Here is a 22213-nt window from a genome sequence, read left to right as displayed (position 1 = left end):
GCCCAACCGGGCTACGCTGCGCTCCTCGTGCAAGCCGGCGCCGGTTCGTTTCGGTTTCGTCCCCCGGCGCTCCGCGCCTGATGGCCCGCTTTCGCCCTTCCCTCATTCCCTTCTTGCTCGGCTTCTTGCCGCTCGGCGCGACCGCCGTCCCCGCGCGCGCCCAGCAGGCGCCCGCGATCCAGGCCAACGAGGTTGGGGCCAACCCCGGCGCCCTCGCCCAGGCCGACCCCGACCTCAACCAGGTTGGGGTCAACCCCGGCAACTCCAACCCCAACCAGGTTGGGGTCAACCCCGGCAACCAGGCCCAGGCCAACCCCGCCCCCAACCAGGTCGAGGCCAACCAGGTCGAGGCTCGCCCGGCGCCCTCGGGCGCGGCGAGCACCGAGGCCACCGACGTGCCGTCGCTTCAGCCGCCGATCGCCCTCGGAGAGCTCGCCGGCAAGCCGATCGTCCGCATCGACGTCGTCGCCGTGGGCGACCGCTGGCAGAGCGCGTCGCCCGTCGCCAGCGTCGAGCTCGGAGAGCCGCTCAGCCTCGACGCCGCGCGCCGCGCGATGCGCGAGCTGCTCGCCTCCGGCAACTTCGCCCGCGCGTCGGCCGAGGCGAGCCTGGTGCCCGACGGCGCCGCGCTCCGGATCGTCGTCGTCCCGCGCCGGCGCATCGCGACCATCCAGCTCACCGGCAGCGCGCTCGACCGGCAGGACACCCTCAAGGCCGCCGGCGTCTCCGAGGACGGCGACATCACCGCCGCGACGCTCGCCGGGATCGGCCCCCGCGTCCGGGCCTTCTACGCGGAGCACGGCTACCCCGCGGCCGCGGTCACGGTGCGCGCGGTCGACACCGACGACCCGTCCGCGATCGTCCTCGCGCTCAACATCGAGGCCGGCGCCCCGCGCGTCGTCTCCCAGCGCGTCTTCGTCGTGGCGCCGCGCGCGGACAAGGAGCTCGGCGCGCTCAAGGACAGCTACCCCCTCGGCGCCGGCGCCCGCGTCGACGAGCCCGCCCTCGCCGACGCCGACCGCGAGATGACCGACCTGCTCCGCCGGAGCGGCTTCCACTACGCCCGGGTCTCCCACCGCCTGCTCGCGGTCGGCCCGAACAACTACCTCTACGTCTACCTCGAGCCCGGCGCCCGCATCGTCCCTGCCTTCGACGGCAACCGCGCCTTCGACGACGACGCGCTCGGCCTCGGCGAGACGACCGAGACGAAGCCCAGCGACCTCACCGACAAGCTCCGATCGTTCTACGTCGCGCGCGGCTTCCTCGACGCTGAGGTCACCGCTGCGCTGGGCGGCAGGCCGGAGGACCCGGTCCGGTACCTGACCTTCACCGTCCGCGAGAACGAGCAGGTGCGCGTCACGAAGCGCGTCTTCCCCTGCCTCACGGGCGCCCTCAGCGCCGACGACCTCGGCCGCGAGATCGAGAGCTTCCTCGAGGAGGACCTGCCCGGCGAGGTCTTCACGCTCCCCGACCCGCGGGGCGTCGCGGACCTCTTCGGCCCGACCCGCGGCGCCGGCGGCCGGGCCCGCCCGGTCGAGCTCATCCCGGCGATGACGTACGTGCCGGAGACCTACGACCGCGCCCTCAAGCACGTGCGCGACCTCTACTTCAGCAAGGGCTACCTCAACGCCTCCATCGGCCCGGTGTCCGTGATCCGCGCCACCTGCTCGCGCCGCTCCCCGCCCGGCGCCTGCATCCCCGAGCCGGTCGCCGAGCGCGTCACGGCGCAGTGCCGCACCGACGCGCTCGGCCTCCCCCTGCCCGAGCCGCCGGTCCCCGCCGCCCTCACCTGCCGCCCCGACCCCGCGCGGCACATCGCGTGCGCCCCCGAGGTGACCCTCCGCATCCCGGTCCACCCCGGCCCGCAGACCCAGCTCTACGACCTCGCCTTCGAGGGGAACAAGGGCTTCTGCGGGCAGGTCGGCCTGAGCGAGCGCGACCGGACCACCTGCGCGGAGGAGCGCCCGTTCAGCGAGCGCTGGCTCAGCGACATCGCCGATCTGGAGCTCGGACAGCCCCTCTCGACGCTCGCCCTCGACGCCGCGCGGCTGCGCATCCTCGATGCGTACCGCGATCTCGGCTACGCGTTCGCCGAGGTCCGCGCCGCGATCGAGCCGTCCCCCGACCGCACGCGCGCCCGCGCGCGGTTCATCGTGTCGGAGCGGGACCGGGTGATCGTCACCGGCATCGTCGTCAAGGGGGCGGTCCGGACCGACGAGCAGCTCATCCTCCGCCGCGTGCTGCTGCGCGAGGGCGCCCCTTTCCGGCAGGGGCAGGCCCGCCTGAGCGAGGAGCGCATCGCGACGCTCGGGCCCTTCTCCAGCGTGTCGATCGCACTGGAGGACCCGGACATCCCGCAGAAGAACAAGCGGGTCATCATCCACGTGGTCGAGCAGCTGCCGCAGTACCTCAACCCGGCGATCGGGTTCTCGACCGGCGAGGGCGTCCGCTTCGCCTTCGAGTACGGGCACCGCAACATCGGCGGCCTCGCCGTCGGCCTCACGATGCGCGTGCAGCTCAGCTACCTGTTCGAGTTCATGGTCGTCGACCCCGCGGCGCGCCGTCACTACCAGGTCCTCAACGACGCCGATCAGCTGGAGCGCCGCAACACGATCTCGGTCACGCTCCCGGACATCGGGCTCGGCCCGCTGGTCAGCCTGTCGCTGTCGGGCGTCGACGTGCGCGACAACCAGCTCGATTTCGGCTTCACGAAGGACGCGCTCATCCCCGCGCTCACGTACCGGCCGCGGCGCGCCGTGACCGCGCAGCTCGCCTTCTCCACCGAGCTGAACAAGGTCGACTTCTTCGGCGAGTCGGACGCCGGCAAGCGGGAGATCCTCAACCAGCTGCGCATGCCCGAGGGCCGCACGATCGCCCTGGCGCAGCGGGTCGACGCGTCCTGGGACACGCGGGACACCCCCTTCGCCGCGACCCGCGGCTTCCTCCTGTCCGGCGGGGTCGAGCACGTCGACGCGTTCGACGTGTTCGACTCGGTCGGGGACACGACGAGCTTCCCCGAGAGCCACTTCCTCCGGTTCACGGGGCGCGTGTCGGGCTACATCCCGCTGGCGCGCCGATCGGGGCTCACCCTCGCGCTCAGCCTGTCCGGCGGCTACATCCAGCCGCTCGTCACGAACAGCGGGACGTACCCCGATCGCCTCTTCTTCCTCGGCGGCGTCGACTCGCTCCGCTCGCACCTGGCCGAGTCGCTGTACCCGGAGGACGGGATCGAGGAGGCGAGGAAGGTGCTCCCCGACGGGGCCACGCTCTCGACCGACGACATCCCCCGCGGCGGGACGGTGATGGTGAACCCGCGCGCCGAGCTGCGCGTGCCGCTGACCGATCTGCTCCAGCTCGGCCTCTTCCTCGACGCGGGCAACCTCTGGATCAGGGCCAGGAACGTCAACCTCGACCCGCGCCTGCTCCGCTACGGGCTCGGCGCCGGGCTGCGGGTGAACACCCCGATCGGCCCCCTCGCCTTCGACTACGGCCTCAACCTCGACCCGCGCGACGAGCTCGACGAGATCGACGGCGCCCTCCACTTCTCCGTGGGGCTCTTCTGAGCGGCGATGCCGCGCGCTGCGCGCCGCGCGCTGCGCGCCGCGCGCCGCGCCGACGATCGGGATCCCACGGCGCGCCGCGGACGCGCCGCGCCAGCGCGCCTCGGCGCTGCTCAGGCCGCCATCGGCCCGGCCAGCGCTCGCCACCCCGGCGCAAATGCCTGACAGGCTGGTCCAGCGGCGACGCTAGGATCGTTCGCCCCCACGACACTGGACGCGCTCTCGGCGGCTCAGCGACGGCGGGGGCGCAACGGCAGCTCCCCCAGCTCAAGACGACGAGGCTCCCCTGATGAACCGCTCTCTCCGTGCGTGTGCTCTGCTCGCCCTGACTTCGTCCCTGACGACCTTCGGCTGCGGGGATGACAGCGCCGCGCCGAGCAGCGCGGCGAGCGCGTCCAGCGGCGGCGGACAGGGCGGACAGGGCGGACAGGGCGGACAGGGACAGGGCGGCCACGGCGGGGCCGGCGGCGGCGGGGCGTCGACCAGCTCCGGCGGGGCGGCGGTGTGCGGCGACCTGCGGTGCGACGCCGGCGAGACGTGCGAGAGCTGCCCCGGCGACTGCGAGGCCTGCGCGCCGGGCTGCGGCGACGGCCGCTGCGAGGCGCCGGAGACGTGCGACTCGTGCGCGGGCGACTGCGGCGAGTGCCCGCCCGTCTGCGGCGACGGCACGTGCGAGCCCCTGCGGGAGACCTGCAACGCGTGCGCCGCCGACTGCGGCGCGTGCCCGCCGGACGACTGCAGCCACGATCCGTGCGAGGAGGGGGATCCCCTCGTGGCGGGCTGCGACCCGTGCGTGACCGCGCTGTGCGCGGCGGACCCCGCGTGCTGCATGAGCGCGTGGGACGCCCACTGCGTCGAGGGCCTCGCCGCCGCCTGCGGGCGGGCCTGCGGGTGCGCGCACGACCTCTGCGAGGCGGGCGGGGCGCTCGACCCCACGTGCAGCAGCTGCGTCGCCAACGTGTGCGACGAGGACGAGGGAGACAGCTACTGCTGCACGTTCGACTGGGACGCGTCGTGCACCGCGCTCTCGCAGCTCCGGTGCGGCGTCGCGTGCCCGTGAGCGCTCAGCCCGCCGCCTGCCACGAGAGCGACGCGCGGAGGCGCGCGCCGGCGAGCGCCCCGGCGAGGCGGGCCGCGGCGCGCTGTCGGCCCCCGTCGCGCTCCGGCGCGGCGTAGCTCACGCGGTGCACGGCGCGCAGGCCGAGGTCCGGGACCGCCACGCCGATGACCAGGTCGGCGCAGGCGGGCACGCGCGCCGGCGACCCCTCGCGCCGTCCGCCCAGCACCGCCGCGTGGAGCGCGATCGAGACGGGGCCGGCCGTGAGGTGGAAGGAGGCGGTCGCAGGGGCGTCCGGCGCCTCCAGCAGGGCGCCGGCGGCCTCGACCGGCGCCTCCAGCAGGGCGCCGGCGGCCTCGAGGTGCGCCGTGGCGGCGCCGAGGGCCGCGGCGGCGAGGAGCGCTGTCGTGTTCGTGGTCAGCCGCATGGACGCCTCCTGGGGGTGGGCGGGGGCCATCCTGGTGAGGATCGCCGCCGCGCGGAAGCGGCGAGCAGCGAACCGCCCGGCCGCTGCAGCGAGCGCGGCGGGCCCCGCGGCGAGCCGTCCAGGGGGACGGCGACCGGGCGCCGCGGTCAGCGCGCCGTGGCCGCCTTCATCTCCCGGACGAAGCTCGCGACGGAGCGCGCGGCCGCCTCGGGATCCCCGAGGTTCGACGCGACCCGCTGGACGACCGCGGACCCGCTGATCACGCCGAACGCCCCGGCGGCGAGGGCGTCGCGCACGTGCTCGGGCTTCGAGATGCCGAACCCGAGGACCGCGGGCGGCGCGCCGAACCGGCGCAGCGTCTCGAAGAGGTTCCCGTGGCTGAGGCTCAGCTGGTCGTCCGCCCCCGTCACGCCCTTGCGCGTCACGCAGTAGGTGTACGCGGCGCACCGCTCGGAGAGCTGCTGCAGCGTCGCCTCCGAGGCGTTGAGGGGCGCGATCAGCACCGGCGCCACGCCCACCGCGCGCGCCGCCGCCACGTAGGGCTCCGACTCCCGCACGGGCACGTCGGCGACGAGCACGCTGTCGACCCCGGCCGCGGCCACCGACGCGTAGAACGCCTTGAGATCGCGGTGCTTCACCAGGTTCGCGTACGTCAGGATGCCGACCGGCACCTCGGGCGCCTCCGCCCGGAACCGGCCGAGCAGCTCGATGCAGTCGGCCGGCCTCACGCCGGCGCCGAGCGCCCGCACGGCGGCGGCCTGGATGGTCGGGCCGTCCGCGATCGGGTCCGAGAACGGGATCCCGACCTCGATCGCGTCCGCGCCGCCCTCGACGGCCGCGCGGAGCAGCCGCGCGCTCGTCGCGAGGTCGGGGTCCCCGAGCATCAGGAAGGGGATGAACGCCCCCTCGCCCCGCTGCCGCAGCCGATCGAATGCGCGATCGTAGCGCGTCGTCATCGCTTCCCGACTCATGTCGACCTCCCGGGATCGAGCAGCTTCTGCGCCTGCTCCATGTCCTTGTCTCCGCGGCCCGACAGGTTCACGACGAGCACCGTCTCGCGCCCTGCCTGCGCCGCCTCCGCCGCCATCTTCAGCGCGTGCGCGATCGCGTGCGCCGACTCGAATGCCGGGATGATGCCCTCGCTCCGCGCGAGCTTCTGGAACGCGTCGAGCGCCTCGTCGTCGGTCGCCGCCACGTAGGTCGCCCGGCCCGACGTCATGAGGTGCGCGTGCTCCGGCCCGACGCCGGGGTAGTCGAGCCCCGCCGAGACCGAGTGCGTCTCGGCGACCTGCCCGTGCTCGTCCTGGAGGATGTAGGTCTCCGACCCGTGCAGCACGCCCGGGCGGCCCTTGAGGAGCGTCGCGCCGTGCTTGTCGGTCGAGAGCCCGTGGCCGGCGGGCTCGACGCCGATCAGCGCCACGCCCTGGTCCGGGATGAACTCGGAGAAGATGCCCATCGCGTTGCTGCCGCCGCCCACGCACGCGACCACCGCGTCGGGCAGGCGCCCCTCCGTCTCCAGGATCTGGGCGCGCGCCTCGCGGCCGATGACCCACTGGAAGTCGCGCACGATCGTGGGGAACGGGTGCGGCCCGGCCACGGTCCCGATCAGGTAGTGCGTGTCCTCGTAGCTCTCGGTCCAGTAGCGCAGCGCCTCGTTGAGGGCGTCCTTCAGCGTCTGCGTGCCCGAGCTCACGGGCACCACCTCGGCCCCCATCAGCCGCATCCGGAAGACGTTGAGCCGCTGCCGCTCGACGTCCTTCGCCCCCATGTAGATGCGCGTGGGCATCCCGAGCAGGGCCCCGATCATCGCCGTCGCGACGCCGTGCTGGCCTGCCCCCGTCTCGGCGATGAGCCGCTTCTTGCCCATGCGCCGCGCGAGCAGGCCCTGGCCGAGCGCCTGGTTCGTCTTGTGCGCGCCGCCGTGGAGCAGGTCCTCGCGCTTCAGGTACACCTTCACCCGCGGGTCGCCGGTGAGGTTGCGGCACAGGGTGAGCGGCGTCGGGCGGCCGGCGTAGGTCGTCAGCAGGGAGTTGAACTCCGCCGCGAACATCGGATCGCCGCGCGCCTCCAGGTACGCGCGCTCGAGCTGCTCGAGCGCGGGCACGAGGATCTCGGGGACATAGGCGCCGCCGAAGGCGCCAAAGCGACCGCTTTGCTGCATGGTGATTGCCTCGATCGTCGGTGTGCGTGGTGTTGTGCGTCGTGGACGAGTGGGGGACGCGGTCAGGGGGAAGCGCGGTCCGCCGGGGCCGCGGGGTCGGGGCCGTGGCGCGAGGGCCCGCGCGCGCCGTCGAACAGCCGCACGAGCAGGTCGGCGCACTTCTCGCCGGGCCCGCTCTCGACGCCCGAGCTCACGTCGAGCGCCCAGGCCCCCACCCGCCGCGCCGCGTCGATGTTGTCCGGGTTGAGCCCGCCCGCGAGCAGGCTCCGGGGCCGGGCCGGGTGGCCCGCGATCGCGCTCCAGGCGAAGGTCCGGCCGGTGCCGCCCCGCGCCTCGGCCGTGCGCGTGTCGAAGACGAGCCGGTCGGCGCTCCGCTCGACCTCGGGGCCCTCGCCGGCCGCGCCCTCGCCGGCCGCGCCGGGGCTGCCAGCCGCGCCGGGGCTGCCGGCCGCGCCCGCCGCGTCGCCCGAGGGCGCCATCGGGACCGCCTTCCAGACCTCGCACCCTTCGGGGAGCGCGCGCCGCAGGCCCTCGACGAACGCGGCGTCCTCGTCGCCGTGCAGCTGCACGGCGCGGAGCCCGAGCGCGCGCGCCGTGTCGGCCACGAAGTTCGCGGGTTGATTGAGGAAAACGCCGACGAAGGGGAGCCCCCCGGCGGTGGCGACGACGACCTCGGCCTGCTCCCGGGTCACCCGGCGCGGCGAGGCCTCGGCGAAGACGAGGCCGCCGAAGCGGGCGCCGAGCCGCTCCGCCTCGCGCGAGTCGCCGGGCCGGGTCAGGCCGCAGACCTTCACCCGGCCGTTCACCAGCGCGCGCGCGGCGTCGGCGATGTCGGGGCTGCGCATGAGCGACGTGCCGACCAGGAACCCGTCGACCGAGCGCGCGAGCCGGTCCACGTGGGCGCGCGACTCGACGCCCGACTCCGCGATGACGATCCGGTCGGCCGGCACGCGCGGGGCGAGCCGCTCCGAGACGGCGAGATCGACCTTGAGCGTCTTGAGATCGCGGTTGTTGATGCCGATCACGGGCGCCGGCAGCGCGAGGGCGCGGTCGAGCTCCGCGTCGTCGTGGACCTCGACGAGGCAGTCCATGCCGAGCGCCTCCGCGGCGCCCAGGCACCGGAGCACCGTCGCGTCGTCCAGCACCGACAGCATGAGCAGGATGGCGTCCGCGCCGTGCGCGCGCGCCTCGACCACCTGGTACGGGGTCACGACGAAGTCCTTGCAGAGGATCGGGACGTCCAGGACCGCGCGCACCGCCTGGAGGATCTCGAAGCTGCCCTGGAAGAAGGGCTCGTCGGTCAGCACGCTCACCGCGTCGGCGACGCCGTAGTACGCGGCGGCGACGGCGTGCGGGTCGAAGTCCTGCCGGATCAGGCCCTCGGACGGGGAGGCCTTCTTGCACTCCAGGACGAACCGCGCGCCCGGCGCGGACAGGGCGCGCCGGAGGCTCCGCGACGTGGGCGCGGCCCTGGTCCTGAGGTCGGCGAGCGGGGTCCGCCGCTCGCGTTCGGCCACGTCCGCCCGCTTCCGCTCGACGATGCGCGCGAGGACATTGCTCTGCTCAGCCATGGTGCGCCTCCTTCCGTGCTTCCTGGGACGCTTCCCGGCTCAGCGCCACGAAGCGCGCGAGCCGCTCGCCGGCGCGCCCCGACCGCAGCGCGTCGAGCGCCACGGCCGTCCCCTCCCTCAGGCTGTCGGCGCGCCCGGCGATCCAGAGCAGCGCGCCCGCGTTGATGGCGACGGCGTCGCCGTGCGCGGGCTCGCCGCGGCCGGCGAGCAGGTTGCGGAGCCACGCGGCGTTCGCCGACGGGCCGGCGCCCCGGAGCGCCTCGATCGGCGCCGGCGCGACCCCGGCGTCGGCGGGGTCGATCGTGAGCTCCTCGACGACGCCGTCGCGGAGCCGCGCCGCCCGGGTCGGGGCGTGCAGGGCGATCTCGTCGAGCCCGCCGCCGTGGACGACCAGGGCCGCCTGACAGCCGAGCATCCCGAGCGTGCGGGCGGCGGTGGTGACGAGCTCCGGATCGTAGATGCCCATCACCTGGATGGGCGGCGCGCTCGGGTTCACGAGCGGGCCGAGCAGGTTCATGATGGTGCGGACCTTGAGGGCGCGGCGCACGGGCATCGCGTGGCGGAGCCCCGCGTGGTACTGCGGCGCGAAGAGGAAGCAGAACCCGACCTCGTCGAGGACCCGGCGCGAGACCTCGGCCGGCGGGTCGAGCCGGGCGCCGAGCGCCTCGAGCGCGTCGGCGGAGCCGCACTGCGAGGAGATCGAGCGGTTGCCGTGCTTGGCGATCGGCAGCCCGCCTTCGGCGGCGACGAAGGCGACCGCCGTCGACACGTTGACGGTGGACTGCCCGTCGCCGCCGGTGCCGCAGCAGTCGGCGTAGGCGTAGGGGGGCCGCTCGAAGGGCGCCGACGCCCCCCTGAGCGCGCGCGCGGCGCCCGCGATCTCGGCGGGGGTCTCGCCCTTCGCCTTGAGCGCGACGAGCAGCGCCGAGAGCTCGATCTCGGTCAGCGCCCCGGCGACGAGGTCGCGGAACAGCGCCTCGGTCTGCTCCGCGGAGAGGTCGACGCCCGCGCAGAGCGCATCGATCACTGCATGCATCATGGTTCGCTCCTCATGTTCACGGCCGTTCTGGCAGACACTGCTCCTCGAGACTCGAGCGTCGGACTGCGGCGCCCTGCATAGCGGACAAAAACGAAAAGGCCCACCGTTGTTCGGCGGGCCCTCTTTCTTCTTTCCTTCAGGTCGTCCTCCCCGTTGGGAGGCGCATTACCCGTCGTGAGGGCCCGCCGCGGTAGACCACCAGCGCCACCAGCGAAGCCCTGCCGCGCGCGATCCCACCTGGGCGGCCGCGCGCACGGCGGTGCCGAGGACGAGCCCCTCGGAGCCGGAGTGAGCGCAGGACGCGGTGAGCGCGCGATGCATGCGCGAAACATAGCTTGGGTTCGCGCGGGGGGTCAAGCGGGTTCGCTGCGGTTTCCGCTTCGCTGGTTCTGCCGGTCTTCGGTCTTGTTGGTCGACCTGCCGGTCCAGCGGCCTGGCGGGTGTCCGCGCGGGCGGCGTCGGGTGTGCGGGACAGACGCGGTGTCGGGATCGGCGCGGCGGGAGATATCCATGCTCGGCGGGCTCGGTCCGCTGTCAGGCCATCTCGTCGTCGCTCGGAAGAGAGGAGTGTCTCGGCGACAGCGCTGCGCTGCCCACGAGTCGCCGATCTGGATGGCGGCGAGGCCGCAACCGCCATGGCGCCGCCACCCTCCGGAGCGCACCAGATACGCGAGGGTCCCGGTCATCCTGCGCTCCGCGCGCTGGCATGCGCGCGGGCGAGGAGCGGGCGGAGCTGTACACGGCTCTCCTGGTGCTGGCGACCATCGACCCCTGGGGGCACACTCTGCAAAAGGAGCTCATGACGATGGTGGAGGACATGGAAGAAGGGCTGCTCCGGCGCACGCCGATCATCGGGGAGATGATCCTCGAAGCCGAGCAGAAGGGGCGTGAGGCGGCGATCACCGAGCTGCTCGGCCGTCTCTTCGCGCGGCGGGTCGGGCGGCGACCCACGAGCGAGGAGGAGCGCGCTATCGTCGAGCGGGCGCGCGCGCTCGGGCCGGGCGAGGTTGACGACGCGTGGCTCGACCTCGAGGGCGATGCGCTGATCCGCTGGCTCGCCGAACCGGCGCGCCGGTCCTGAGCTCTTATGGAGGATGCGTCGCTAGAAGCTCGGCTGCGGCCGATCGGCGTGATCTCATCCGAGCTCACGCGCCGCAGCGAAGCGCCAAGACAGGGCTCGGAGGGGGCGCCCGACGCCTGGATCGAGGTGTACCCGTGGGCGGCGGAAGGACTGCAGGGCCTCGCCGCCGACGACGAGCTCCTCGTCATCACGTGGTTTCACCAGGCAGGTCGCGACGTCCTCCGCGTCCATCCGCGGTCCGACGCGCGCAATCCGCTCACAGGCGTCTTTGCGACGCGATCCCCGGACAGGCCGAACCCGCTCGGCCTTCACCCCGTCGTCGTGCGCGCGGTCGACGGCAACCGCCTGCGCGTCGGCCCGATCGAGGCCATCGACGGAACGCCGGTCGTCGACATCAAGCCGGTACTGAAGTGAGGAGCCGCGCGCCGACCGGACGCCGTGACGCGCTGGTATTGCGCGCGTCGCGCGCGTCCGTTCATCCGCAGCGCGCCTGCCTCCGGTGTCCGCGTTATCTGGAGATCACGAGCCAGGTCAGCTCGTCGATCCCGGAGCGCGGCGCCGTCTTGACGGACGCGCCGTCGGCCTCACCGGCGACCGGCGCCGAGAGCTTGCCGTCGTACTCACTCATGCTCCGGAAGCTCACCGGCGTCCCGGGCGCCAGCTCCGAAGGGGCCTGAACCCCGATGGGCGAGCCGCTGGTCGTCGCGAACGGGTAGAGCGCATAGACCGCCACGATCTCCTCTCCGCCCAGCTCGGGGAGCGGGGGCACATGCTCCGGCGGGATCCGCCGGGCCGCGATGTCGTGGAGCGATACGCCGGGCGGCGCGGCGAGATCCGCGTGGCTCACGGTGAGCTGGAGGCCGTCGCCGACCTCCAGCGTCTGCGGATCGCGGCTGCTCGGGCCGAGGATGGCGCCCGCGGGCAGATCCGGCACGAGGAGCGTTCCCGCGTCCACGGTGCCCGCGTCGCGGAAGCGCAGCGGGAACATGGTCACTCCCCGGCGCGGCGTCGCCCCCGCTTCCTCCAGCGACTTCACCACGAAGTCGACGGGCAGCTCCTCGTCGCACTCGAAGGTGAAGCGACCATCCGCCCTCGATCGATCCGAGTAGCAGACCGTGGTGTTGCAGAACAGCACGGGGGCACCGCCGATCGGCTTCCCCGCCTCGTCCGCGAGCGCGCCGGTCACGCCCAGCCCCGTCGGACCACCACCCGAGCCAGGGCCGCCCGCCGCGGCGCCGCCGCCCGTCGCTCCATCACCCCCGTCGCCGCCGCCCACCGCCGCGCCGCCGCCGTCCCCCGCCCCGCCGCCGTCCCCCGCCCCGCCGACCGAGCGGCCGTCGCAAGCGGACGTGATGAGCGCGGCCAGCAGGAGCAGGGCGCGGCTCGTCATTCGGCCAGCGCCTGCTCGATGACCGCCGTCATCGTATCCGGGTCGTACTCGTGGCTGGCGTACCGGACGATGCCGTCCTTTCCGACGATCACGTCGACCGGGAAAGGGTTCGGTCCGGGGAAGCTCGACGTCACGGCGGCATAGGTGCTCGCGGTCTCCTCGAGCCCGACAGGAAAGGTGATCTCGATGTTGTCGCAGTACGCCTGCACCTGGCCGATCTGCTCCACCGGCTCCCTCGGGTTGAGGGCGACGACCTGCAGGCCCTGGTCCTTGTACTTCCGCCAGAACCGCTCCTCGGTGTCGGGCAGGTGGTTGGCGCAGACCGGGCAGAAGGTGGCAAAGTAGGTGAGCAAGAGGACGCTCCCGGCCGACTCCTCCGAGGTCCAGGTCGTGCCGTCCAGCATCGTGCCCGTTGTCGCGGGCAGGGGCCCGCCGACGCTCACGCCGGGCGCGTTGCCGACGAGGTAGGCCTTGCGCACCGGGGCCGCGGGATCATCGGACACGATGTGGAGATAGCCGATCTCCGGATCCCCGGCCGACGCGGCGTAGGTCAGCTCGAGCTCGATCTTCCCGCCAGGCTCGATCCGGGCCTGGCGCGGCGCGACGCTGAAGGCGGAGCCGCTGATCCAGCTGTCCACCAGCGTGAGCGGCGCCGTCCCCTGGTTCGTGACCTCCAGCGGCAGGGTCCTCCTGTCCCCGATGGCGACCGGGCCGAAGTCGATCCGGGAAGCAGCTTCCGGGAGGCGGATGTTGGGTGCGAGGCGGTCCGGCTCGAGGCGGTAGGAATACGGGTTCTCCCAGGTGCCGATGAACACGTCTCGGCCCCGGGCGGCGACGCCGAAGGTGCGCATGGTCGGGAGCTCGCGATCCGGATCCTCGTACTCGAACTCCCTCGGGATACGCACCGCCGCGATGAAGGTCGGGGCAGCGGGCGTGGACACGTCATAGACGCGCACGTCGTTCCACGCGGCGACGAAGAGGCGGTGCTCGGAGTACGCCAGGCGGAGCGGGGTCCCGGGCATCTCTGCGCGGCCGACCACGACCGGGTTCGCGAGATCCGAGACGTCGACCACGGCGACGCCCGCCGAGCCCGCTGCCACATAGGCGTGGTCGCCGTCCACGACGACCCCCTTGGCCTGGCCGCCGGTGGCCACGCGACCGAGCTCGATCGGCCGTGCGGGGTCCGTCGCGTCGACCGTGACGAGCCCGTCCACGCCGTCGGCGACGAAGACCTGGTTGTCGCGCGCGGCGACGCCCCACGCGTTCGTGAAGCCACCCAGGCTCCCGACGCGCGTGAACCCGACCGCGCCGTCGTAGTTGTAGACGCCGAGCCCATTTCCGTGCAGCCCCACGAAGATGTTGTGGTTCGCGACGTCGACGCCCTCATAGCTGACCCCCGGCTCCTGAAGGACATGGAGCTGCGCCGGTGCCTCGGGATCGCTGATGTCCCAGCCGCTGAGGAAGGCCGGGTTCCGGATATTGCCGAGGTGCGTGGTGAAGACGAGGTCGTCGTCCCACGCGAGGTGCTTGCAGCCGGGAGTGCGGGTGTCGTCGAGGATGGAGTGCTTGAGCCCCCCCGCGAGCAGCTCCATGCCAGCGGGGTCCTCCGCGTCGATGACGTTGAATGTGTAGCTGCAATTGAGGAGCAGACCGTCGTCGCGGACCCGGACCTCGTCCGTGTGGCTCCCCACCTCGTGCAGGCTCTGGAGCTGCACCAGCGGGCTCAGGAAATGGCCAGCTGCGAGCGCGGTCGGGACGCACTCCCCGTCGACTTCCTCCGTCCCCTCGCCGCAGGTGACCTCCGGGCTCGCCGCCGCCGGCACGCACGCGCCGCCGGCCTCCATCGTGCCGGGGCCGCAGGACAGCCCGGTCCCGCTCACGGTGTCATCGCCCCCGCAAGCGGACGAGGCGACCATGACCAGCGCGGGGAGGACAGCGCGACGTCGCAGCAGCGTCATGACGTTGCTCCTTGGCTCGAGGCGAAGAGGAGGAGTGCTCAGCAAGAAAAACTGGCAGTGTCGCTGGGAGAATAACGGCCACGACGACCCCCCGGGCAAGGGGAAACCGGGGTCGGGGCGGGGTCGACCCCTGCAAAGCACGATCCCGCCCGGACGCGACTGGCACCTCCATCAAGGACGCTCGCCGTCGATGATCTCGTGGAAGCGCTGCGCCTCGGGGATGGCCAGCAGGCCCGCGCTCGTGGCGAGCTCGCGCGCGGGCAGCGGCACGGCGCGTCCACCGTGCCGTGGCCGCCCGGCTTCCGGGAGCGCGCCCCCTCGAGCTGCACGCGCCGCGCGCGCCGGCGGCGAGCGACCTCGAGCTGCGCACGTTGCGCGCGCCCCCGCCCTCCCCGGCCGTCCAGTCCCGCAGGATACTTTGCGGCCCCGCCCGCCGATGGTAGGCCCCGTCATCCCCAGGGCGCACGACCTCGCGGCCAGGCGCGACAGGCCTCTCGCGAGGCGCCGCGCGGCCCTCCCCCCTGTGTGCCCATGATCACCGCCGAACCAGGTCCTCCGCCGCCGAGCGCCGCCGGCTCTCATGACAGCGTCCCGCCGCGAGCGCCGAGCGGGCCGCCCGCCCACCCGAGCTCGCCGCCGGCGCGGTCCGTCCCCCCGCCGGGGCGGTCCGCGCCCCCGCCGCCACGCCGCAGCGCCTGGACCACCCGCCTCGGCGAGGCCTGCGTCCTCGGCCTCGGCGTCGCGTCGCTCTCCGCCGTCCCCACCGCGCTGCGCACCGCCCGCGCCGGCGCTTCCTTCCTCGACGGGCTCCTCGTCGGCGCCGCGGTCCTGCTCCCGCTCGTCACGCTCGCGCTCATCCTCTCGCGCGCCGCCGGCCGCGGCTTCCGCGGCATCGTCGGCGCGGGCGGCGAGCGGCTCGCCGTCCTCCGCGTCGCCCTGTGGATCGGCGTCGCTTTACCCGTGCTCGCCGCCCTCGCCGCCCTCCTCAAGGCGACGACCCACCACCGCGGCCTCGCCGGCGCCACCTTCGGCGTCCTCGGCCTCGCCGGCGTCGTGGCCGCGGCGCTCCTCACCCAGCGCCTCGTCGCGCTCGGCGACCGCCTCGCCGCCCGCGGCGTCAAGCCGTGGATCCTCGCCGTCGCCGGCGCCGCCATCGGCGTCCTGCCCCTCATCGCCGCCTTCGCCCCCCTCGCCGCCTTCGCGGGCAACCACACGCCCGGCGACGCCGGCGCCGCCGTGCGCGCCGCGATCGTCGATGGCGCCATCGCGCTCGTGGCGACCGCGCTCGTCTCCAGCGTCGACCTCAGCGCCGCGGTCGGCCGCATCGCCGGCCTCGCGGGCGTCCCGCTCGCCGCCCTGGTCCTCATGACCGCGACCGCCCGGGTCGAGTCGTTTCCTCCGCTCGGCCAGGCCGTGCGCGCCGGCGGCGGGCTCGCGGCCACGCTCTTCGGCGCCCTCGAGCGGTGGACCGACCGCGACGGCGACGGGATGGGCTCGCACTTCGGCGGCAGCGACTGCGACGAGGGCGACCCCACCCGGCACCCTGGCGCGCTGGACATCCCGGGCGACGGCATCGATCAGGACTGCAGCGACCATGCCCAGGGCGACGCCCCGCGCCCTGCCAGGGCGCTCGCGGCCGCGCCTGTCGACGCCGACGCCTCGCCGGCCGCGCCTGCCGACGCCGACGCCTCGCCGGCCGTCCCGGCCCGGCGCGCGCCCGCCGCCGCCGCGCCCGCGTCGCGCGACGATCGCGGCGCGGTCGTCCCGGCCGTCCTGACCAGGACCGCCGCGGACACCGCGCCGGCCGCAGCCACCTCCGCCGGCGCGCCCTCTCCCGCCGCGCCGGCGCCCGCCGCCTCGCCCGCCCAGCGGCGCCCCGACATCCTCCTCGTCACCCTCGACACGGTCCGCGCCGACCACACGTCGGCCTACGGCTACGGCCGCGACACGACCCCGCGCCTCGCCGAGCTCGCGGCCCGCGGCGCGCTGTTCGAGCGCGCCTACGCCGCCTCGAGCGAGACGCAGCGGGCCCTCTCGCCCCTCGTCACCGGCCGCCGCCTGAACCGGGCGGCGCGCGACCGCCGCGAGTGGCCCACGCTGCTGCCCGAGAACGACACCCTCGCCGAGCGCATGAAGCGCGCCGGCTACCTCACCGCCGCGGTCAGCTCGTTCATGTGGATCAGCCAGGAGCGCGGCTTCGATCAGGGGTTCGACCGCTTCGAGACCGTCTACGGCGACGCCCACCCGGAGCGCGAGGCGACCGGCCACCTCGCCGTGAGCAAGGCGATCGAGCTCCTCGACGGCTATGCCCAGCGCCCCCAGCCGGTCTTCCTCTGGCTCCACCTCTTCGACGCGCACGAGCGCTACCTCGCCCACCCCGGCATCCGCTTCGGCTCCGGCAGGACGGCCGCCTACGACGGCGAGATCGCCTACGTCGACCGGCAGCTCGGCGCGCTGCTCGACGCCGTCGCGAGGGGCCCGCGCGCGGGCCGCACCGCGGTCATCGTCCACGGCGCGCAGGGCGAAGGGCTCGGCGAGCACGGCCCTGTGGGGCACGGCGTCGAGCTCTACGAGGAGGCGATCCGCGTCCCGCTGGTCGTCGCCCTCCCCGGCGCTGCCCCGGCCCGCTACCCCCACCCGGTGAGCACCGTCGACATCGCGCCCACCGTCCTCGAGCTCGGCGGCGCCGAGGCCACGGCCGTCGAGGGCGGCTCCCTCGCCGCGATCGCGACCGGCGCCGACCGCGCCCCCCGCGGCCCTGTGTTCGCCCGCACCGCCCGCCGGTCGGCGCTCATCGATGGGCAGCTCAAGCTGCTCGTCGCCCACCGCAAGAAGCGCGACCGGCTGTTCCTTTTCGATCTCGAGCGCGACCCCGGTGAGACCCGCGACCTCTCCGTCGAGCGCCCCGACGACGTTGTGCGGCTCCGCGAAAAGTTATCCGCCCTCGAGTCTCCCGCGCAGTAGAGTCTACGCGAGGGATCATGCATCCACCTGCCCGTCCGGCGCGGACCCCCGCGCCCCCCCGCGCGAGGGCGCTGCGCGCGGCGATCGCCGCCGGCTTCGCGCTGGGCGTCGCCTCGCTCGCGCTGCTCGTGGTGCGGCTCGCGCGCGCGCCGTCGGTGCCGCTGACGCTCGGCGCCGGCGCCATCACGGCCGCCCTGCCGCGGCGGCTCCGCTTCGAGTGGCGCCTCGTGCGCGATCGCCACTGGCAGATCGCCTCGTCCCCGGCGGAGTCGCGCGACGCCACCGATCAGATCGAGGGCAACCGCGGCGTCTGTCCCACGGGCATGGTCGAGGTCTCCGGCCTCATGAAGCTCGACCCGCCGCCGAAGGCGCAGGGCGACCTGCGCACCATCGACGAGATGCAGCGGACGACCTGCAAGCACTGGATCAGCCGGGACTACCCGGAGCGGTGCGCCGAGTTCGATCGCGAGCGATGGCTCCTGATGTCGAGGGACCTCGACACGAAGCCGATGCACTTCTGCATCGATCGCTACGAGTACCCCAACCAGAAGGGCGTCTATCCGTTCATCCTCGTCTCGTTCTACGAGGCGGCCGAGCTCTGCGCCGAGGAGGGCAAGCGCCTCTGCGACGAGGCCGAGTGGACCTTCGCCTGCGAGGGCGAGGAGGCGAGCCCCTACCCTTATGGCTACGTCCGCGACCCCGAGGCGTGCGTCGTCGACCAGCCGTGGCGTCCGTACATCGAGACAGCGCTGCGCCCGCGGAGCGGCCCTGCCGCCATGGTCGAGATGGATCGGCTCTGGCAGGGCAGGCCGTCCGGCGCGCAGCCTCGCTGCCGCAGCCCGTTCGGCGTGTACGACATGACCGGCAACATCGACGAGTGGACCCGTTCCGTCCGCGAGGGGGAGCGCCCTTCCATCCTGAAGGGCGGCTACTGGGGCCCTGTGCGCACGCGCTGCCGCCCCTCGACCCGCTCGCACGACGAGAACCACATGTTTTACCAGCAGGGCTTCCGCTGCTGCGCGGACCACGACGCGGCGCGCCCCGCGCCGTCGGAGCGCCCTGTCGCCGGCGACCCGGCGGTCGCCCCGCTGCCGCGCGAGCTCCGCTGACGAGCTCCGCTGACGCGCGAGCCCCGCTGACGCGCGCCGGCGCCTCGCGTCGACACACAGCGCTCCGCGCGGTCGACCGGGCTCGCGGCAGCGCGTATCCTCTGCGCTGATGGACGACTCCCCCGCCGGACAGGGTGCCTCGCCCGGCCCTCGCGACACGCGCGCCGCGCGCCCCGCCGCCGTGGCGGCGCCGCCCGCCGTCACGGCGGTGCTGCCGCAAGCGCGCCGGCTGGACCGGCTGACCGGGCTCGTGCTCCTCGCCGCTGCCGCCGTCGCCCTCCTCCCGACGGCCCCGCTCCTCCTGCGCGCCCTTGCCGGCGACCGGCCGCCGATGCAGGGCGCTGGCCGGTTCGCGCACCTCCTGGAGCGCCGCTCCCTGGCGGCGGAGCGCGCGCGGTCTCACCCTCGCTTCCCGTTCGACGCGGACCCGGGCGCTGACGACCCGCGGTCGCCGCGCGAGGAGGATCCCGGCCTCGACGAGGAGGCCGAGGAGCCGGGCGGCGCCTCGCCCCTCCAGCTCGGCATTGCCTCGCGCGGCATCACGCTGCTCGAGGAGCCGGGGGATGGCGCCCGGGTCGGCGCGGTCGCCGCCGGCGAGCTCGTGATGATCGTGCGCGAGTCGGGCGCGTGGGCGCTCGTCGCCAAGAACCAGGGCGGCAACATGGTCATGGGCTGGGCGCGCCGGAGCGAGATCGCGGTCCGATGAGCGCGCCGAGCCCTCGGTCGCCGCGCGCTTACCGCGGCCGTCTGCTCACGCCGCTCGCCGCGCCGGCGAACGGCTCTCCGGTCCGCTTCCTGGACGACGCGTTGCTCGTCGTCGGCGAGGGTGGCCTCATCGAGCAGGTCATCCCGTTCTCACCGGGCGCCTTCCGCGGGCTGGTGCTCGACCTGCGTCCGGCGGTGTTGATGCCCGGCTTCATCGACGCCCACGTACACTTCCCGCAGACCCGCATCATTGGCAGCGCCAGCGGCGCTTTGCTCGACTGGCTCGAGCGCTCTGTCTTCCCCGAGGAGGCTCGTTTCCGGGACGACGGCTACGCGGAGCTCGTCGCTGCCGAGTTCACGGGTTGCCTCCTCGCGTCCGGCACGACCACCTGCGTGGCCTTTTCCAGCTCGTGCCCTGGCGCGACCGACCGGCTGTTCCGCGCCCTGGAGCACGCCGGCCTGCGCGGCATCGCTGGCCTCACGTTGATGGATCAGAACTGCCCCGAGGCGCTCTGTGTCCCGCGCGACGAGGCCATCGCGGCGGCTCGCGATCTCGTGCAGCGCTGGCACGGCGCGGCTTCTGGCCTGCTCGAGTTCGCGATCACGCCCCGCTTCGCCCCCTCGTGCTCGCGTCGCCTGATGGAGTCGGCCGCGCAGCTCGCCTCGGATCATGGCCTCCTCGTGCAGACGCACGTCGCCGAGAACCCGGCCGAGGGCGAGGCGACGCTGCGCGAGCACCCGTGGGCACGCGATTACGTCGACGTCTACGATCGCGTCGGCCTGCTCGCGGGCCGCGCCCTGCTGGCGCACGGCATTCACCTCTCGCCGCGCGAGTGGGATCGCATTGCCGAGGCGCGCTCCTCGGTCGTTCACTGTCCTGACTCCAACTTCTTCCTGGGCAGCGGCCGCATGCGCCTCGGCGACGCGCGTTCCCGAGCTGTCCCCGTGGCGCTTGGCAGCGACGTCGGTGCGGGCCGCAGCTTCGACATGCGCCGCGGCATGTCGAGCGCCTTTGACAATGCCCTCTGTCTTGGCGACCGCCTGCCCCCGGCCGATCTGTTCGTCATGGCCACGCAGGGCACTGCCGACGCCATTGGTCTGGGCCGCACCATTGGCAGCCTGGAGCCCGGCAAGGAGGCTGACTTCATCGCCGTCCGTTTCCCCGAGCGGGTCCAGGGCGAGGCCGAGCTCCTGAACCACCTCGTCTTCGCCCCCGAGACCGCCTCAGTCCGTCGCTCCTTCGTCCGAGGCAAGCCCATCCACCCCCGCCCCCACTGACCCCCCTTTTCGAAGGGCGATCAGGCCCCCGGGGAGGGAGCGCGTCGCGCGGCGCGGGCGCGGGCTGGTGTCTGAGCGCAATTGACGTCCTGTGCCCGGTGCGCTGCGCGCACCGGGCACAGGACGTCTCCCGCGAGTTCAGCCCGTGCTCGCGCCGCGCGACGCGCTCCCTCCCCGGGGGCCGGCTTACTCGACCTCGTAGACCTCCAGCTCCCAGACGAGGATCTCGAAATCCCTCCGCAGGATGTACCGCGCCCCGTCGTCCCCGCGCACCTTGAAGTAGAGGTGGTCCCCCCCGAACCACCGATCGATGATCTCGGTCACCCGCACGCGCCGCTCACCCAGGGTGAGCGCCTCGGGCTCCTCGCTTCCGCCGTGGCCGGCACGGCACGCCACATCGACCCGCATCTGTCTCCCGCTCAGGCTAGCAGGCGCGGGCGCCCCGCTCCCGTTCTCCGAGACGGGAGCTCGCCGCCCGGGCGCCTCGGCGTCGCGCCCGGGAGCGCTCCCTCGCTCAGAGCGGATCGACCGAGCAGCCGTAGAGCAGGTTCATGCTCGCCGTGTTGTCCTGGACCGCCATGGTGCACGTGTCCGGGCACAGCCGGATCAGCCCCTCGTCGATGTAGAACGACATCGCCTTGCACTCCTCGGGGTTCTTCACCTGGGAGAAGGTCTGCTTCTGCCCGCCGTTGCTCGGCGTGTACTCGATCTGCACCGTCTCCAGATCGATCGAGTGCCCGCCTGGCGCCTGGGGCACCTCGATCTCGCACGACAGCTTGGCGCCCGAGATCACGCTGTCCGCGATCGCCTGGAACACGGCGTCGTACGTGTCGTACTGGTTGATCGGGTAGCGCAGGCCGCCGGTCATGACGCTGAGGGTCTGGTACGTCGTCCCGGGGTCGACCGACCCGGGCCGGCACTGCTCCCAGGTGGCGGGCAGGTCCGGCGGCCAGGGCGCGGTCGGCGGCGTGTTCTCCTTGATGCCCACGAAGCTGAAGAACATGTAGTTGCGCGCGCTCGGCGTGCCGAAGTACTCCGGCGCGACGGTCGTCAGGGCCGCGTCGAACGCCTCGGCCGAGGTCGCCCCCCCGGCGGTGTTCTCGTTCTCCGGCAGGTCGTCGTCGAGGTCGTACAGCTTGATATCGCCGTCGTCGGTGAGCACCTTGTCCGCGCCGAGCGATCGCGTCGAGCAGTCGGCGCCGTCGTCGGTGATCTCGACAAACACCTTGAGCGAGTCCGGGCGCAGCCATTGCGACCACCCGGGCGACGTGGCCTCGCCGCGGGGCGGGATCGCGCCCTTCACCGTGTCGATGGCCAGGCAGAGCGAGTCGAGGCTGCCGACCTCCAGGTTGTACTGGTAGAAGTGCGGCGGGTTCGAGTTCGGCGCCGCCGGCACCGGCGCGCAGCTCCCGCTGCCGAGCGGCGCCTCGATACAGACCGACTGCTCCGCCGACGAGCTGCCGTGCCTCGACAGCATGATGACGCGGTAGTCGATGCCGCTCCTGTCGATGATCGAGGCGAAGTTCTGGTTGATGTTGCGCTGAACGCTCTCGATCTCCTCCGTCATGCTCTCGGAGTTGTCGATGATGAAGATGATGTCTGCCGGGCGCTGCTCGTAATCGGCCTGCAAGCTGGTCGCGACACACGCCGTGTCCGGGTTGAGCGAGCCGGTCGTCCCCGCGTCGGGCGTGAAGCCGCCGCTGTTCCCGATCCCGCTCCCGGTCGTCTCGCCGCCCCCTCCGCCGTCGCCGCTGCCGGCGCCGGTGCCGCTGCCAGAGCCGGTGTTGCCGGAGCTCGCCTCACCACCCCCGCCGGAGCACCCACCGATGGCTGCCACGCCCGCAAGCAAACCCGAACCGACCAGCCCAACAAGCGTCTTCATCGAGACCTTCAAAATGACCTCCCCATCGGGG

17 protein-coding genes are annotated in these 22213 nt (G+C 73.7%); 8 read left to right on the top strand and 9 right to left on the bottom strand.

The window, feature by feature from the left end:
• The first annotated feature begins 80 nt into the window (after positions 1-80).
• Both WME85_RS08490 and WME85_RS08485 read left to right on the top strand, forming a co-directional pair.
• Positions 81-3563 carry a BamA/TamA family outer membrane protein gene (locus tag WME85_RS08490; RefSeq protein ID WP_437836889.1) on the top strand — a complete coding sequence of 1161 codons (3483 nt, stop codon included), beginning with the start codon at positions 81-83 and terminating at the stop codon, positions 3561-3563.
• Positions 3564-3849: 286 nt separating this feature from the next.
• Positions 3850-4620, top strand: a complete 771-nt coding sequence (locus WME85_RS08485) for a hypothetical protein (protein WP_437836887.1) — start codon at positions 3850-3852, stop codon at positions 4618-4620.
• Between the two features lie 4 nt (positions 4621-4624).
• On the opposite strand, the gene WME85_RS08480 is transcribed toward WME85_RS08485, so the two are convergent.
• From WME85_RS08480 to trpD, 5 genes are all read right to left on the bottom strand, one after another.
• Entirely contained in the window at positions 4625-5044 is a 420-nt protein-coding gene (locus WME85_RS08480; RefSeq protein ID WP_437836884.1) for a hypothetical protein, read from the bottom strand.
• Between the two features lie 146 nt (positions 5045-5190).
• Positions 5191-6000: a tryptophan synthase subunit alpha gene (trpA, locus tag WME85_RS08475; RefSeq protein ID WP_437836882.1), complete on the bottom strand. Its 810-nt coding sequence runs from the start codon at positions 5998-6000 to the stop codon at positions 5191-5193.
• Between the two features lie 11 nt (positions 6001-6011).
• Complete coding sequence (gene trpB, locus WME85_RS08470; RefSeq protein WP_437836881.1) at positions 6012-7205, bottom strand: tryptophan synthase subunit beta; 1194 nt, start codon at positions 7203-7205, stop codon at positions 6012-6014.
• 62 nt (positions 7206-7267) lie between these two features.
• The gene (gene trpCF, locus WME85_RS08465) at positions 7268-8776 is read right to left on the bottom strand and encodes a bifunctional indole-3-glycerol-phosphate synthase TrpC/phosphoribosylanthranilate isomerase TrpF (protein WP_437836879.1); all 1509 of its coding nucleotides are present in this window, start codon (positions 8774-8776) and stop codon (positions 7268-7270) included.
• Positions 8769-9812 (bottom strand): anthranilate phosphoribosyltransferase, encoded by a 1044-nt coding sequence (gene trpD, locus WME85_RS08460; protein WP_437842254.1) that lies wholly within the window; start codon positions 9810-9812, stop codon positions 8769-8771. The genes trpCF and trpD overlap by 8 nt, the downstream gene beginning before the upstream one ends.
• Positions 9813-10521: 709 nt before the next feature.
• Here trpD and WME85_RS08455 point away from each other — a divergent pair.
• Positions 10522-10896, top strand: coding sequence for a hypothetical protein (locus WME85_RS08455; RefSeq protein ID WP_437836877.1), 375 nt, complete (start codon positions 10522-10524; stop codon positions 10894-10896).
• Positions 10897-10902: 6 nt separating this feature from the next.
• Complete coding sequence (gene tsaA / locus WME85_RS08450) at positions 10903-11310, top strand: tRNA (N6-threonylcarbamoyladenosine(37)-N6)-methyltransferase TrmO (protein WP_437836875.1); 408 nt, start codon at positions 10903-10905, stop codon at positions 11308-11310.
• 94 nt (positions 11311-11404) lie between these two features.
• Here tsaA and WME85_RS08445 read toward each other — a convergent pair whose 3' ends face one another.
• A complete protein-coding gene (locus WME85_RS08445) occupies positions 11405-12286 on the bottom strand; it encodes a hypothetical protein (protein ID WP_437836872.1) in 882 nt (293 codons plus the stop codon).
• Positions 12283-14244, bottom strand: coding sequence for a redoxin domain-containing protein (locus WME85_RS08440; RefSeq protein WP_437836870.1), 1962 nt, complete (start codon positions 14242-14244; stop codon positions 12283-12285). The genes WME85_RS08445 and WME85_RS08440 overlap by 4 nt, the downstream gene beginning before the upstream one ends.
• Positions 14245-14775: 531 nt before the next feature.
• Between WME85_RS08440 and WME85_RS08435 the strand changes: the two genes are divergently transcribed.
• From WME85_RS08435 to WME85_RS08420, 4 genes are all read left to right on the top strand, one after another.
• Positions 14776-17208, top strand: coding sequence for a sulfatase-like hydrolase/transferase (locus WME85_RS08435; protein ID WP_437836868.1), 2433 nt, complete (start codon positions 14776-14778; stop codon positions 17206-17208).
• Positions 17209-17225: 17 nt separating this feature from the next.
• Positions 17226-18317 carry a formylglycine-generating enzyme family protein gene (locus tag WME85_RS08430; RefSeq protein WP_437836866.1) on the top strand — a complete coding sequence of 364 codons (1092 nt, stop codon included), beginning with the start codon at positions 17226-17228 and terminating at the stop codon, positions 18315-18317.
• Between the two features lie 109 nt (positions 18318-18426).
• Entirely contained in the window at positions 18427-19023 is a 597-nt protein-coding gene (locus WME85_RS08425) for an SH3 domain-containing protein (protein ID WP_437836864.1), read from the top strand.
• Positions 19020-20300 carry a guanine deaminase gene (locus WME85_RS08420; protein WP_437836863.1) on the top strand — a complete coding sequence of 427 codons (1281 nt, stop codon included), beginning with the start codon at positions 19020-19022 and terminating at the stop codon, positions 20298-20300. The genes WME85_RS08425 and WME85_RS08420 overlap by 4 nt, the downstream gene beginning before the upstream one ends.
• 186 nt (positions 20301-20486) lie before the next feature.
• On the opposite strand, the gene WME85_RS08415 is transcribed toward WME85_RS08420, so the two are convergent.
• Both WME85_RS08415 and WME85_RS08410 read right to left on the bottom strand, forming a co-directional pair.
• Complete coding sequence (locus WME85_RS08415; protein WP_437757548.1) at positions 20487-20708, bottom strand: hypothetical protein; 222 nt, start codon at positions 20706-20708, stop codon at positions 20487-20489.
• A 106-nt stretch (positions 20709-20814) separates the two neighbouring features.
• A complete protein-coding gene (locus WME85_RS08410) occupies positions 20815-22182 on the bottom strand; it encodes a hypothetical protein (RefSeq protein WP_437836860.1) in 1368 nt (455 codons plus the stop codon).
• Positions 22183-22213 lie beyond the last annotated feature (31 nt).

Origin of the sequence: Sorangium sp. So ce1153, assembly GCF_051521595.1 — a bacterium.
Lineage (GTDB): Bacteria > Myxococcota_A > Polyangia > Polyangiales > Polyangiaceae > Sorangium.
This window is presented reverse-complemented; position numbering and strand designations above follow the sequence as displayed.